This is a genomic window from Pseudomonas sp. PB120 (assembly GCF_009761815.1).
GTDB lineage: Bacteria > Pseudomonadota > Gammaproteobacteria > Pseudomonadales > Pseudomonadaceae > Aquipseudomonas.
Genome location: NZ_RWIN01000133.1, coordinates 18118 through 33071 on the forward strand (window position 1 = coordinate 18118; position 14954 = coordinate 33071).

A 14954-nucleotide genomic window follows, 5' to 3' on the forward strand; every position below is an offset into this window, starting at 1 on the left:
GCAAAAAAAACGGGAGCCCCTGAGGACTCCCGTTTTTCATGTCGCCGGCAAGATCACTTCGCCTGGTAAATAATCCCCGGGCTGCACTGGACCATCTGGTAATGGTCCGGCAAACCGTTCAGCGCTTCGGAGGCGCCGAGGAACAGATAGCCACCCGGCTTCAACGTGCTGTGGATACGCAACAGAATGTCTTTCTTCACTTCGGCAGAGAAGTAGATCAACACGTTGCGGCAGAACACGATGTCGAACTTGCCGAGGCTGGCGTAGCTGTCCAGCAGGTTGAACGAGCGAAACTCCACCCGGCTTTTGATCGGTGCCTTGATGGCCCAGCGGCCCGGCCCTTTCGGGTCGAAATAACGCTGAAGGCGCTCGGGCGACAAACCGCGGCCGATGGCCAGGCTGTCGTACTCGCCGGTCTTGCAGTTGGTCAGCATGCTGCCGGACAGGTCGGTGGCAACGATCTGCACCCCCATCTTCAACTGGCCCATGTTGACCCGCTCGAACTCATCGATGGACATCGACAGCGAATACGGTTCCTGACCCGACGAGCACGCCGCCGACCAGATACGCAGACGCTGGCCGGGAGCTGCCTTGATCGCTTCGGGCAACACCCTGTTCTTCAACACTTCAAACGGATAGGTGTCACGAAACCACAGGGTTTCGTTGGTGGTCATGGCATCCACCACCATTTCACGCAAACCGCTGCGTGGCTGGGTCTGGATGCGCTGGACCAACTCACCCAACGACTTGATACCCTGCTGCTCCATCAGCTTGTTGAGACGGCTCGAGACCAGGTACTGCTTGTTTTCACCGAGCAAAATGCCACAGGCTTTTTCCAGGAAGACCCGGAACTGTTCAAAATCCAAATTACCCGTAGACAATGATGCCGCCTCTTAAATCGTGTGTATCGCCAGGGGCAGAAGGCCCCTAGCTGATGTCTGCTGCTTTGATCCGGTCAACTACCCGGGATGCCAGGTCATCAGGACGGAATTTGGCAAGGAAGTCATCGGCACCGACTTTCTTGACCATCGCCTGATTGAAAACGCCCGACAACGAAGTATGCAGGATGATATGAAGCTTTTGCATGCGAGGGTCGTTGCGGATCTCGGCCGTCAGGGTGTACCCGTCCATTTCCGGCATCTCGATGTCGGAAATCATCATCAGGAACTCTTCTTCCGGCTTCTTGCCCTCGTCGACCAGTTTGCGCAGGTAATCCAGCGCTTGCTTGCCGTCGTTCAACGCCACCACTTCGACGCCGACCGTCTGCAGGCAGCGTGTTACTTGTTTGCGCGCCACCGACGAGTCGTCGACCGTCAGCACTTTCAGTGACAGCGCCTTGTGCTGGGTCTCATCATCCACCACGCCCACCGAAATCGCTTCCGGTGTCGGCGCCACTTCGGCCAGCACTTTCTCGACGTCGATGATTTCGACTAACTGATTGTCGACCCGAGTCACAGCCGTCAGGTAATGATCGCGTCCGGTGCCCTTGGGTGGCGGATGAATCTCCTCCCAGTTCATGTTGACGATGCGTTCTACCGACCGCACCAGGAAGCCCTGAGTCTTGGTGTTGTACTCCGTGATGATCACGAAGGGATTGCTTTGATCTTTCAGCGCGCCGGAGCCGGTCGCCATCGCCAGATCAAGAATCGGAATGGTCGCCCCCCGGATGTTTGCCACACCGCACACAACAGGACTGGACTTGGGCATCAGGGTCAGCTTGGGGCATTGCAGCACCTCACGAACCTTGAACACGTTGATCCCGTAGAGCTGCTGGCCGTCGAGACGGAACAACAGCAGCTCCAGGCGATTCTGCCCCACCAGTTGCGTGCGCTGGTTTACAGCATCCATTACACCAGCCATGCACAGACTCCTACACCAACGCTTAAGTGTGTTGCGACGCACCCACATCACTAAACGGCACGGCGCTTGCTTTTTAACTCTTATGAACACAGAACCGACATTTTTTCGACGCCTGACATCCCGCTTCCGCACAGTGCTTTGCGCGATGTCGGCCGTTTGCCTGTTCAACGCTGGCAGCCCTGCCCTTGCTGACGCGGTTACCTTGCCTGACATGCTTATCGGCGTCACTCAGGGCTTTCTTGAATTCACCGTAGAGGACTATCTGGCCACGAGTCAAACCGAAGGACGCTACGAAATCGAAGTCAACCAGCTCGATCCGCGTCTGCGCATGCCCATGTGCGACAAGGAATTGACAGCCACGCTCGAGAGTCCAGCCAAGCCGCTGGGCCGGGTAACGGTCAAGGTTCGCTGTGAGGGCGCGTCACCCTGGACGGTGTTCGTACCCGCTCAAGTGCGCCTGTTTCGCGACATTGTGACCACCACCCGGCCCCTGCGCCGCGCAGGCATAATCGAACCTCAGGATGTGACCTTGCGCGAGCGCGATATCAGCCTGATCAGCCAGGGGTATTTGACGTCGGTAGACCAGGCGATCGGGCAAAAATTGACCCGACCAATGGTCGCCGATCAGGTCATTACCCTGGTGCACATGGAACAGGCGGAAGTGATCAGCAAAGGTGACCAGGTGGTGATTACCGCGCGCAGTGGTACGCTCAGTGTGCGTATGCCGGGGGAAGCACTGTCCAACGGCGGCTTGCGCGAACAGATCCGGGTAAAGAACCTCAACTCCCAGCGGATCATCAAGGCGCAAGTCATGGCGCCGGGGCAGGTGGAAGTGGCAATGTAGGGCGCAGGTTTCGTGACAGAGATGGCGCACCGACCGAGTGTTCCCTAAACTGTGCCCCATGCAGGGCAAGCGCTGACGCGCGCAAGCTCGTTGATAAACGGGCCTAAAGTTTTTGCGGGTATGGCCGAAAACATGGCAAGCGTCCAAATACCCAGAGGTTTTTTATCATGGTCATCGATTTCAGCCGGTTGAACAGCTCCTCGTCACTTACCGGTGGTACACGTACCAGCGCTGCCAAGGACACTGCCGAAGCCGGCAAATCCGCGCCGCTGAATACCCCGGCCGAACAGGCCAGTACCGTCAAAAGCGGGGAATCGGTACATTTCAGCGATGAGGCTCAACAGTTGCAGAAGGTCACTGACAAGCTGCGCGATCAGCCTGCCGTCGACAACGCCCGCGTGGCCGAGTTGAAAGCAGCGATTGCCGATGGCAGCTATAAAGTCGACAGCAACCGTGTCGCCAGCAAACTGCTCAACTTCGAAGCCCAGCGCTAGGCCCACGCCGGCGCCAGGCTTTTGGACGCTTAAAACCCAAGGCCAGCCATGCACGACACTAATTTACTGCAACTGATCACCGACGACTTTGCTCCAGCGCAACAATTGCTGGCATTGCTGCAGACCGAGTCACTCGCGCTGCACGGTCGGGAAATGCAACTGCTCGAAGAGATTCTTGCGCAGAAACAGGCATTGATCATTTTGCTTGAACAGCATGGCCGCAAGCGCAGTGAAATTCTCGCCAGCCTGAATCTGCCGATCAATCGCAGTGGACTGGAGCAACTCGCCAGCCATTCGAGCATCGGTGAGCAGCTGCTGGAACAGAGCGATGCACTGACCGACCTGCTGGGCCAATGCCAGGCCATCAACGCCCACAATGGCCAGTCGATCCTGGTACAGCAGGCCGCCACGGCCAATCAGCTGAAAATCCTTACCGGCGGCGAACCGCCAGCGCTTTACGATGCCCGTGGATCAACCTCCAAACTAGCAATGCCACGCGCACTCAGTCAGGCTTGAGCCTGTCCGATGAGCTTGCCCTATCAAGACGCGTCACATGCTGGCAATATGATGGCCAGCCGCAGTCATATTTTGTGTGGAGATTGATGAACCGTGTCCAATGCCTTAAACGCGGAAGATACCCCGCAGCCACCCAAGGTGCTCGCGACACCTATGGAGATCGCTGGCAACCTGCGCCAACTGCAGGAAAGCCATGATCCGCTGATCATCACGTTCCACGAGCGCAATCAGCGCTTCCAGACCTATCTGGTGGACGTCGACCGTGACAGCAACATGATTGCCCTGGATGAAATGGTGCCCCGTGACGGCGAGCGTTACTTGCTGGCCGGCGAATCCTTCCGGATCGAAGGGTTCCACGAAGGTGTGCGCATTGCCTGGGAAAGCAACGGGCCGCTGACCGTCGACGAATCGCACAGCACCCGCTGCTACCGTGGCCCTCTGCCCGACGAAGTGGTCTACCACCAGCGCCGCAACGCCTTCCGGGCTGCGTTGAAGCTGGCACAACTGGTGGATGTCGAGCTCGCGGGTGAAAAACTCAAGTCACCTATCAGCGGCAAGCTGCTGGACATTTCCGCCACCGGCTGCAAGTTGCGTTTCGAAGGCGACATCACAGGTAGCCTGCAACTGGGCCAGGTCTATGACCGGTTCATGGCGTCCCTGCCCTTCGGCAACATGACGGCGCCCGTCGAACTGCGTTACTTGCACTTCGAAGAGAAAATCTCCACCACGTTTGCCGGCGTGCGCTTTCACAACATGAGCGGGCTTGTACAGCGGCAGGTCGAGCGCTTCGTCTATCAACTTCAGCGCGAAGCGCGGCGATTCGATAAAGACGACATGTAACGCGACACTAAAAAAAACGGGCAGCCCCTTTCGGAACTGCCCGTTTTTTTATGCCCTGGATTCAGGGTCGCGCCTCGGTAAAACTTTGCTCGCGCCCTGCATCAGGGTCCCTTGGCGGCTGGTCAGCCTCTGATTCGGGCTCCGGTTCTGGTTCCGGATCTGGGCTGATCGGGCTCTGCATCTGTTCCTGCACCACTTGCTCGTCAACCCGCGGGTCAAGGCACGCCACCAGCGGCGAACTCGACATGCTGTCGGGCATGGCCACGTGATGCAGCGGCGCGTCGTCGACCTGATGCAGGTTGGTGACCGCTTTCGGACGAATCCGCCACACCAGCACCAACGCGAAGAAACTGAAAAACGCATACAGCATGTGGCTGCCGAACAGCTTCATCAGCACCCCGGCCACCAACGGCCCGATACTGGCGCCGACGCCGTAGGTCACCAGCAACATCGCGGTCAGGGACACGCGACGGTCGCCCTCAACGTGGTCATTGGAGAACGCCACCGCCAGCGGGTACAGGCAGAACTTGACCAGCGAACAGACGAAACCGGCGATGAACAGGATCTCCAGCGGCACCTGTTGCATGATTGCCAGCGGCAACGCGGCCAAGGCCAGCACCATCGCAAAGCAGCGGATCAGCAACGCCCGGTCGTAACGGTCGGACAGCCAGCCCAACGGCCACTGCACCACCAACCCGGCAAAAATGCAGCTACCCATGAACAGACCGACCTGCTCCGTGGACAGGCCTTGCTGAGAGGCATACAACGGCGCCAGACCGTAGAAGGAACCGATGATCAGCCCCGCCCCCAGCACCGTACTCAACGATTGCGGCACACGCTTGATGAAGAACCGTGGTTCCATCGGCGCGGGATGCAGCGGCGCCGGGTGAATCCGTCGGGTCAGGGCCACCGGCACCAGGCAAAGCGCGAAGCACAGGGCGACCAGCATCAGCAGCTCCAGGCCCAGTGCCGGGTGCATGACCAGAATCAGTTGGCCCAGCACCAGCCCCAGGTACGAAGCGATCATGTACCCGCTGAAAACTGTCCCGCGTTGCGAGGCTTCGGCCTGCTCATTGAGCCAGCTTTCGATGACCATGTACTGGCACATCATGCCGAGGCCGACGATCACCCGCAGGAAGATCCAGGCCGGCAGCCAGTCGATCAGGCCGTGGCCGAGCACGGCCGCACCGACAATCCCCGCGCACGCCGAATAGGCCCGAATATGCCCCACGCGGGCAATCAGACGGTGACCGATCTTGCCGCCCAGGACGAGGCCGAAATAGTTGGCCGCCATCAGCGCACCGACCCACAAGCTGTCGACGTGATCAGCCGCCAGGCGCAAGCCCAGGTAGGTACTCAGCAAGCCTGAGCCGATCAACATCATCAGCGAGGCAAAATAAAGCGCTCGAAAAGGTTTCCAGATTTGGCGCATCGGCGTTCCGAGCGGCTCCTTGCAGTGAGAAACGGGCTAATCACACGATAGCCCGATGACGAAGGTTCGTCAGGCCTGGGCGGCAAGAACACGCCGCTCCCAGGGAGTAATTTCATCGAAGAAGCTGGTCAACTCCATGGTCTTCGAAGCGACGTAGCCTTCGATGAACTCCTTGCCGAACAGTTCCTTGGCCAATTGGCTACGTTTCAGACGCTCAAGGGCAGCATGCAGGGTACACGGCAATGAAAGATTGTCCGGCACTTCAAATTCACCCTGGATCGGTTCGCTCGGCTCCAGTTGGTTGACGATGCCATACCACCCGGCCGCCAGGCTCGCGGCAATCGCCAGATACGGGTTGGCGTCGGCACCCGGCAAACGGTTCTCGACCCGACGAGCGGCCGGCGAACTGGCTGGAATGCGCAACCCGGCAGCACGGTTATCGTGGGACCAACAGGCATTGTTCGGCGAGGCGAACGGATGGCATAACCGCTGATAGGAATTCACGTTGGGCGCAAACAGCGCGGTGAAGTCCGCCATGCCCGCCTGCTGACCGCCGATGAAGTGTCGAAAGGTCGCGGTCGGCTGGCCGGCCTCGTCGCTGAACACGTTACGACCGGTGCCGATATCGACGAGGCTCTGGTGAATATGCATCGAGCTGCCCGGCGTATGTGCCAGTGGTTTGGCCATGCACACCACCGTCAGGCCGTGCTTGAGTGCGACTTCTTTCAGGAGGTGTTTGAACAGGAACGTCTGGTCGGCCAGCAGCAGCGGATCGCCGTGCAACAGGTTGATCTCGAACTGGCTGACGCCCATCTCGTGCATGAACGTGTCGCGCGGCAGACCCAGCGCCGCCATGCATTCATACACTTCGCGGAAGAACGGGCGCAAACCGTTATTGGAACTGACGCTGAAGGCCGAATGACCTTCCTCGCGACGACCATCCACGCCCACCGGCGGCAGAAACGGTTGAGTTGGGTCGGTGTTGGGCGCAAAGACAAAGAATTCCAGCTCGGTGGCCACCACCGGTGCCAGGCCGAGCGCGGTATAACGGGCGATCACGGCCTTGAGTTGGCCGCGCGTCGATAGATGCGAGCTCTCGCCGCTCAGCTCATCGGCATCGCAAATGGCGAATGCGCGGGGCTCGTCACTCCAGGGCAGGCGGTGGATATGCGCAGGGTCGGGAACCAGGGCGAGATCGCCATCGTCGCTGCCGTAAAAGCGCGCGGCCGGGTAGCCGCCCATGATGCATTGCAGCAGCACGCCCCGCGCCATCTGCAAACGCCGCCCTTCGAGGAACCCCTCGGCGGTCATGACCTTGCCGCGAGGTACGCCATTCAGATCCGGCGTGACGCATTCGATCTCATTGATGCCCTTCAATCGCTGCGCGAGTGAGCCCTGGCCGTCGGTATTCATGACGCAATCCTTGTTGTTGTACGAGCCGCGAGCGGCAACTCGTACAAAATAGGCTCCGGCTGTTCAGAATATCAAGCAGCGACAATCAAAAAGAACGTCACGGCAAGTAAAGGCTAAACACACCGCCGCCCAACGGGCCGCCATTGCTGACTTCGGTACGCCCACCCACGCCGTTGCGCTGATGTAACGCGGCAATGCGGCCGGCAAAGTACAACCCCAATCCGGTGCTACCCGTGCTGTGATTGATGCCCTGCACGTAATCGGCCTGGCGCTCGATCATTTCGCGCGAGTAACCCTCACCATCGTCGTTGATGGTCAATACGAGTTGGCCCGCTTCGTCGCTGACCGTAATCAGCAGCGCATGGCGAGCGTAACGGATGGCGTTGTTGATGCTGTTGCCCAGCACCGAGGCAATCAGTTCCCGATCGAAAAAGCCCAGCGGGCTCAACGGGTCGACTTCATAGGTGGCGATGATCCCGCGACTGGCGAAGACTTCTTGATGGGAGGCCAGTTGCGCTTCGATGAAATCATCCAGCTCGTGGTAAGCCGGCTGCAACGGCATCTGGTTGACGCCCAGTTTGTACAGGCCGAGCAACTGCACGAGCATGCCGTTGAGGTGCGCGAACTCGTACTCGATGACGCCCTGCTCCGGGCTGTGCTGCTCGGGATCGGGCAAACGTGCAAGCCATTGGCTGTGAGCCTGCATCAGCAGGGTCAGCGAATTTTTCATGTCGTGCACGGTGGAGGCGATCACCGTCGAAAAATCCAATGCCGGGTTGTCTTGGCTCATCCGCCGAACGCCTTGATTTTCAGTTTCTGGTAGCGCGGATAGCGCGCGTCGGTGTCGGGCATCATGCCGACCAGTTTGAGACAGGCCCGACATTCATCCATCTCCGCTGAGGGCACGCTGGTATCCGTGCCGTGCAGCAGTGATTGCGCCATGTTGAGCGCGATGCTGATGTTTTTCGGCTGCATCGCCAGGGCTTTGCGAAACACCGCCCGGGCCTCTGGCAAGTTGCCGGTTTTGTACACCCGCACGCCTTGACGGTTGAGGTCGGCGGCCATGTTGCTGGAGCTGAGAATCGCCGGGTCATCGGTCAGTTTGGCGATCCCCTGCATCACCACCGGGTCGTCACCATAAATTTCCGCACAGCTTTTCAACATCGAGGCGCCGGCACTCGCCTGCCCGAGCATCTGCAACTGCTTGGCCACCAGCAACGCAGCCTCGGGGCTCATGAATTGCTCCATGCCATCGAGGCGCATCATTGCCTGCTCGGTGAGTTTCTCGGCGGTTTCCGCGTCGTTGAGCAACAGGCTGGTGGCCTTCATCAGCCGTGCACGAATCTGCAGGCCTGGATCGCTCGGGTTCTCCTTGGCCACCAGGCTGAGGGTGGTATTGATTTCAAGTCGGGTCCGGGTATCCAGGCCCTTCTCGCTGCCTTTGCTGATCAGGGCGTGAGCCAGGCCCAGGTTGCTTTCAGCATCCTTGAACCGTGACTGCGCGCCCTGCGACACGGCTTGGCGATATGCCTTGGAGGCGGTGTCGAAATCTTCGTTGGCCATGGCCAGCTTGCCCAACAGCGCTTGCCGACGAACAGCCAGCGGCGACAGGCGAATAGCCTCTTCCAACACTTTTTGGGCGCCCTTGTTGTCGCCCTCGACCACCAGCACGTCGGCCATGCCGTCATACAGCGCCGGCATCATCGGAAACACTTTCAGCGCTTTTTCGTAGATGCCCTTGGCCTGGCTGACCTGGCCGCGCTTGAACAGCAACTGGCCCAACCCGGCAAACGCCCAGGGCAAGGGGCGGTCGGCAATAATGCTGTCGTAGAGACGTTCCAGCGCTTCGTTCTGATTCAAGTCACGTAATGCGTCCGCGCGGTAACGCAAGCACAACGGCGAATAACGGATGTCTTTCTTGCACAACTCAATGCAGGCGTTCAGCACTTCAAGCGGCTTGCCCCGGTCGAGGGCTTGCAGAATGGGTTTGAGCAGGTTCTTGCGCTGCTCCAGCCGTTCCAGGCGCTGGGCCAGGCCGGATCGGTTGAAGGGTTTCGTCAGGTAGGCATCCGGCTCGTGTTCCAGAGCGCTGAGCACCATAGCCTGGCTCGTCTCGGCGGTGACCATGACGAATACCGCTTCGTGACTGATGAGCTTTTCGATCATCAGGTCTTCGAGTACTTGCTGGCCGTTCTTCTTGCCATCCCCCAAGTGAAAGTCCTGCAGGATGAAATCGTAGGATTTCTGCGAACACATGCGCAGCGCCTGCTCGCCGGTATCCGCGGTGTCGACGTCCTTGACGCCCAGCTCCCGGAGCATGGACCTGACGGAACTGCGGAAATCCGAGAAATCATCGACGATCAGAAAGCTCTTTTGGTGATACGACAGCATCGAAGATTTCCAGGCAATTTAAGTAGAAGACCATGACCGTTCGGGTTATCGGCCAGGAGTACCATTCACTTGAGAACTCGTGCCACTCAAGCACCCTCTAAATATTTGAAGGCGTTATTGAAAAACGGGATTATCCTGCTTTATTAAAACGCAAAAAGTATCCGTTTGGACTCGATACGCCCTCCCGTCGCCGGCAATAAGGCAGAAGCAATGACCTCCACCCCCAAGCACTCGGCGCATAAGACTGAGCGAAAGGTCCCGAACCCCAGCACCCTGGATTTTCCGGTGGTGGGCATTGGCGCGTCAGCAGGCGGACTGCAAGCCATCAAGTTGTTTTTCGAAAACATGCCTCACGATAACGGCATGGCGTTTGTGATCATTCTTCATCTTTCACCCGATCACCAGAGTATTGCGGACAAGATCCTTCAGGAATCGACCCGGATGCCTGTGCTTCAGGTCACCGAGCAGGTACCCATCGAGAAAAACCACGTTTACGTCGTATCACCCGCTCATCAGCTGACGATGAATGACGGCCTTCTCGAGGTCAGCGACAATGATCCACAGCTGGGGCGTCACTCCTCGATTGACCTGTTTTTCCGGGGGCTCGCCGATGTGCACCGCGAACGCGCTTTCTGCCTCATTCTGTCCGGAAGCGGCTCGGATGGCGCGGTCGGTTTGTCGCGCATCAAGGAACAGGGTGGTATCACCCTGGTTCAGGCGCCTGAAGACGCCGAGTTCGATGGCATGCCACGCGCGGCCATCGATACGCACCTGGTCGACCTCATACTGCCGGTAGTCGAGATGCCGCAAAAACTGCTGGAGTTGTGGCGTAACGCCAAAGAAATCAATTTGCCCGTCGCCAACGATCCAGAGCTGCAAACCTTCGCGTCGGTGTCGGAGCGCGATGCAGCCTTCGCCGAGCAGATGCTGCACGACATCCTGATCCAGCTGCGCACCGGCACCGGGCATGACTTCAAACACTACAAGCGCGCCACCGTGTTACGCCGTATCGAGCGGCGGATGCAGGTCACGGCCCAACCGGACCTGGCGGCCTATTTTCGTTACCTGCAAAACAACCCCGAAGAAACCAAGGCGCTGCTGGGCGACATGCTGATTGGCGTCACCAACTTCTTTCGTGACCGCGAAGCGTTCGAAGCACTGGAACGCGATGTCCTGCCGCAACTGGTCAGCGCTGCCGTCTCGGCACAGCCCGAGAAAGAGGAGATTCGTGTCTGGTCTGCTGGTTGCTCCACGGGCGAAGAGGCGTACAGCCTCGCGATACTGCTCAACGATCAGCTGCAACAAGATGCGAGCAAAGCCTCGCTGCAATTGTTCGCCACCGACATCGACGAACGCGCCATCAGTTTCGGCCGCGCCGGGCTGTACCCGCAGGCGATCGTGACCGACGTACCGCCCATGCGCTTGCGCCATTACTTCATCAAGGAAGATGATCACTACCGCATTCGCAAGGAGATCCGCGAAAAGGTCCTGTTCGCCAAGCACAGCCTGCTTTCCGACCCGCCGTTCTCGCAAATAGACCTGATTGTCTGTCGCAATCTGCTGATCTATCTGGATCGCGAAGTGCAGCGCGAAATCCTGCAAATGTTCCACTTCGCGCTACGCCCTGGCGGCTTCCTGTTCCTGGGTTCTTCCGAAAGCGCGGACGCTTGCCATGAGCTGTTTGCCCCGGTGGACAAACGCAACCGGATCTTCCGCGCCAAGACCGGCACCGCCAACAGCCGCCGCACCCCGACCATGCCGCGCGGCGGTTACGTGCGCACCAATGTTTCCCGCGAGGCGCCGCAAAACGCGGTGCAACGCAAGCTGTCCTTCGCCGACATCCATCAGCGTGCCCTGGAACGCTCGGCACCACCCAGCATGATTGTTGATAACAATGCCGACATCCTTCACATGAGCGAAAGTGCCGGGCGTTACCTGCGCCATGTGGGCGGTGAACTATCCCGGAACCTGCTGACGCTGATTCTGCCGGAACTGCGCCTGGAAATTCGTACCACACTCTTTCAGGTCCAACAGAGTGGCCTGGTGGTCAAATCCCGCGCCGTGCCGATGCAGCACGAGAATCGGCGCTACACCATCGATCTGGTGGCACACCCCTATCGGGACGAGGAGTCGGACAATGACTTCGTCCTGGTGATATTCGAAGAGGTCGAAATCGACCCATCCGAACAAGCCGCCACCACCCTGTTGCAAACCGAAAGCCAGGTGCTGTCAAACCTTGAGCGCGAATTGCAGCGCACCAAGTTGCACTTGCAGGACACGATCGAGCAATCGGAAGTCTCCAGTGAGGAGCTCAAGGCTTCGAACGAAGAAATGCAGGCCATCAACGAAGAGTTGCGCTCGGCCACCGAAGAGCTGGAAACCAGCAAGGAAGAGCTGCAGTCGATCAACGAAGAGCTGCTGACGGTCAACTACGAGCTGAAAACCAAAGTCGAAGAAACCGACAAGATCAATGACTACCTGACCAATCTGATCGCTTCCACCGACATTGCCACGGTCTTTGTAGACCGCAACATGCTGATCAAATGGTTCACCCCGCGGGCCACCGATATTTTCAGCATGCTGCCAGTGGACACGGGGCGCTCGCTGCTCGATATCACCCACCGCTTGCACTACAAAGACCTGGCCAAGGATGCGACGCTGGTGTTCGAGTCTTTGAACATGATCGAGCGCGAGGTCAGCAGTACGGACAACCGTTGGTACATTGCGCGCCTGCTGCCGTACCGCTCCAGTGAAGACCATATCGACGGCACGGTGCTGACCTTCATCGATATCACTAAACGCCGCGCGGCCGAAGAAGACCTGCGCCTTGGTGAAGAGCGCATGCGCCTGGTGGCCGAAAGCACCCGCGACTTCGCGATCATTACGCTCGATCAAAAAGGGGTCATCACCAGCTGGAACCAAGGCGCCGAGCTGATCTTCGGTTACAGTAAGTCAGAAGCCGAAGGCGCTTATTACGATTTCATTTTTCCCCCTGAAGACCGCGCTGCCGGCGTGCCTGAAGCGGAACTGATGGTTGCCAGCACCCATGGCCGCTCGGAGGATGAGCGCTGGCATCTGCATAAGGACGGCAGCCGGATCTACTGCAGCGGTGAGGTGACGCTGCTTGGCAACGACAACCTGCAAGGATTCGTGAAGATCGCCAGGGACCAGACCGGCCATAAACGCCAGCACGAAAAACAGAGCCAGGAATTGGCCGAAACCCGGAACACCAATTACCTCAAGGATGAGTTTTTCGCGGTCATGTCCCACGAACTCAAGCATCCGCTGAACCTGATCCAGCTCAACGCCGAATTGTTGCGCCGTTTGCCAGTGACCAAGTCCATGGCGCCTGCCGCCAAGGCAGTCAATACGATTTGCGATGCAGTGAACAGCCAGGCGAGGATTATTGATGATCTGCTCGACGTAGCCCGGGTGCGTACCGGCAAACTCAAGCTGCAACCCGTCGCCGTGGATCTGGTCGGCATGCTGCGTGATATCCACTCCGTCGTTCTCAACGACCGACACGACACTAGCGTGGAGTTGCAGGTTCCGGATCAGGCTTTGATTGTCCATGCCGATCCGACTCGTCTGGAGCAGATCATCTGGAACCTGTTGAACAATGCGCTGAAATTCACACCGCCCACCGGCCATGTGCAGTTAATCGCCAGCCAGGATGGCGATATGGCGCGGCTGGATGTCAAAGACGACGGCGCGGGTATCGCGACCGACAGCCTGGAGCATGTGTTCGATCTGTTCGGTCAGGCTGAAAAACAGCACTCCAGCCATAACCGGGAAGGTCTCGGCATTGGCTTGTCTCTTGTCCGGCAATTGACTGAAGCTCAACGAGGGACGGTCAAGGTGAGTTCAGCCGGCTTGGGCAAGGGCTGTACGTTCAGCATTCACCTGCCGCTGGCGAATGCTGCGGGCGAGACTCAATCCGCAGCCCAGGTCGATGATGTATCCGGGAGGCTGAGCGGATTGACGATCTTGTTGGTCGACGATTCTGCCGAGGTGCTGGAAACCTTGAAATTGCTGCTGGAAATGGAAGATGCAGAAGTCATCGCCTTCGACCGTCCAGTGGCAGCCCTTGATGCGGCGAAAAGCACGCGTTTTGATCTCATCATTTCGGATCTGGGCATGACTGTCATGAACGGACATGAGTTGATGAGCGCATTGCGTGAATTGCCGCTCACCAAGGATGTGCCAGCCATTGCGTTGACGGGCTACGGTGCGAGCAGCGATGTACAAAAATCTCGGCAATCGGGCTTTGATCAGCACATCGCAAAACCGGTGGCCTATGACGATTTGATCGAAACCATCGAGTCCCTGCGGCGCCCGCTACTGCTTGATCAGGGCAAGTAACCGCGCTGGACGCAGACACGCCGATCAATTGCCTGCCTGAGTCGCTCCTTATGGTCTGTCCAGACCTGGGGATCGACTTTGGTCGCGCGCATGAGCTCCAGCATGGCGATCTTGGCGGCAACGTACTCCGCCCACGCGTCTTCGGACCGCAGCTTCAAGCGCTCGCGATCGGACATCTCCATCCGCCGCAGTGCCCGTGTCGGCTCATCGGTGATCACTGTGCCTAGTGTCAATTGCACACGATGTGGTGCGACAAACGCCTGGGTATCCGCCACAAGCTCCCGCGCCCGGTGTGCGCCCCACTTCAGCGCGACGCAGCAATATTCACCTGCGCACCTGTCGTGAAACTCCTCGCCTATCACGTAGCCATTCACGTCATAGATGCCGATAAAGACTTGGGTGACGCCCTCATTATTCAGCCGAGCCTGCACGTCGACCTGCACACCGTCGCCCAGGACTTCTTCATGTGTGTGAAGTGGCAACCGGCTGTTAGTCCATAACCAGAACTTTGCGCCTCTGCGTCGCATCGCTGCACTCCTTGAGTTGAATCAGGAGTAAGGCACAGCAATAGCAGACTTTCCATGTAGATCGTCGGGTTGTTCAGGCATAAAAAACTGCACTGGAGCAAACACTCTGGTGCAGTCTATTTTTCTGCGGGCAAAACAAAACCCCAATTGCTTTCGCAATTGGGGTTTCGGAATTTAATCTTGACGATGACCTACTCTCACATGGGGAAACCCCACACTACCATCGGCGATGCATCGTTTCACTGCTGAGTTCGGGATGGGATCAGGTGGTTCCA

At 58.4% G+C, this 14954-nt stretch carries 12 protein-coding genes and 1 rRNA gene; 5 read left to right on the forward strand and 8 right to left on the reverse strand.

Going from position 1 to position 14954, the window contains the following annotated elements:
- Positions 1 to 53: 53 nt before the first annotated feature.
- Positions 54 to 881: a protein-glutamate O-methyltransferase CheR gene (gene cheR / locus EJA72_RS24520; RefSeq protein ID WP_157714478.1), complete on the reverse strand. Its 828-nt coding sequence runs from the start codon at positions 879 to 881 to the stop codon at positions 54 to 56.
- A gap of 46 nt (positions 882 to 927) precedes the next feature.
- Positions 928 to 1860, reverse strand: coding sequence for a chemotaxis protein CheV (locus EJA72_RS24525; RefSeq protein WP_157714479.1), 933 nt, complete (start codon positions 1858 to 1860; stop codon positions 928 to 930).
- Between the two features lie 82 nt (positions 1861 to 1942).
- Here EJA72_RS24525 and flgA point away from each other — a divergent pair, with 82 nt between their 5' ends.
- The 4 genes from flgA (at position 1943) to EJA72_RS24545 (ending at position 4554) form a co-directional block, all read left to right on the forward strand.
- On the forward strand, positions 1943 to 2704 hold the full coding sequence (gene flgA, locus EJA72_RS24530; RefSeq protein WP_157714480.1) for a flagellar basal body P-ring formation chaperone FlgA: 762 nt from the start codon (positions 1943 to 1945) through the stop codon (positions 2702 to 2704).
- Between the two features lie 167 nt (positions 2705 to 2871).
- On the forward strand, positions 2872 to 3198 hold the full coding sequence (flgM, locus tag EJA72_RS24535) for a flagellar biosynthesis anti-sigma factor FlgM (RefSeq protein WP_157714481.1): 327 nt from the start codon (positions 2872 to 2874) through the stop codon (positions 3196 to 3198).
- A gap of 48 nt (positions 3199 to 3246) precedes the next feature.
- Entirely contained in the window at positions 3247 to 3714 is a 468-nt protein-coding gene (locus EJA72_RS24540; protein WP_157714482.1) for a flagella synthesis protein FlgN, read from the forward strand.
- Between the two features lie 93 nt (positions 3715 to 3807).
- A complete protein-coding gene (locus tag EJA72_RS24545) occupies positions 3808 to 4554 on the forward strand; it encodes a flagellar brake protein (RefSeq protein ID WP_178129562.1) in 747 nt (248 codons plus the stop codon).
- Positions 4555 to 4615: 61 nt separating this feature from the next.
- On the opposite strand, the gene EJA72_RS24550 is transcribed toward EJA72_RS24545, so the two are convergent.
- From EJA72_RS24550 to EJA72_RS24565, 4 genes are all read right to left on the reverse strand, one after another.
- Positions 4616 to 5986: an MFS transporter gene (locus EJA72_RS24550; RefSeq protein WP_157714483.1), complete on the reverse strand. Its 1371-nt coding sequence runs from the start codon at positions 5984 to 5986 to the stop codon at positions 4616 to 4618.
- Positions 5987 to 6055: 69 nt separating this feature from the next.
- On the reverse strand, positions 6056 to 7297 hold the full coding sequence (locus EJA72_RS24555; protein WP_178129563.1) for a glutamine synthetase family protein: 1242 nt from the start codon (positions 7295 to 7297) through the stop codon (positions 6056 to 6058).
- A 199-nt stretch (positions 7298 to 7496) separates the two neighbouring features.
- Positions 7497 to 8189 (reverse strand): sensor histidine kinase KdpD, encoded by a 693-nt coding sequence (locus tag EJA72_RS24560; protein ID WP_157714485.1) that lies wholly within the window; start codon positions 8187 to 8189, stop codon positions 7497 to 7499.
- Positions 8186 to 9790: a tetratricopeptide repeat-containing response regulator gene (locus tag EJA72_RS24565; protein WP_157714486.1), complete on the reverse strand. Its 1605-nt coding sequence runs from the start codon at positions 9788 to 9790 to the stop codon at positions 8186 to 8188. The genes EJA72_RS24560 and EJA72_RS24565 overlap by 4 nt, the downstream gene beginning before the upstream one ends.
- A 210-nt stretch (positions 9791 to 10000) precedes the next feature.
- Here EJA72_RS24565 and EJA72_RS24570 point away from each other — a divergent pair, with 210 nt between their 5' ends.
- Positions 10001 to 14152 carry a CheR family methyltransferase gene (locus EJA72_RS24570; RefSeq protein WP_157714487.1) on the forward strand — a complete coding sequence of 1384 codons (4152 nt, stop codon included), beginning with the start codon at positions 10001 to 10003 and terminating at the stop codon, positions 14150 to 14152.
- Here the strand turns inward: EJA72_RS24570 and EJA72_RS24575 are convergent.
- A complete protein-coding gene (locus tag EJA72_RS24575) occupies positions 14140 to 14679 on the reverse strand; it encodes a hypothetical protein (protein WP_157714488.1) in 540 nt (179 codons plus the stop codon). The two genes, EJA72_RS24570 and EJA72_RS24575, sit on opposite strands and share 13 nt — an antisense overlap.
- Before the next feature lie 178 nt (positions 14680 to 14857).
- A 5S ribosomal RNA gene (gene rrf, locus EJA72_RS24580) occupies positions 14858 to 14954 on the reverse strand; the annotation flags it as partial.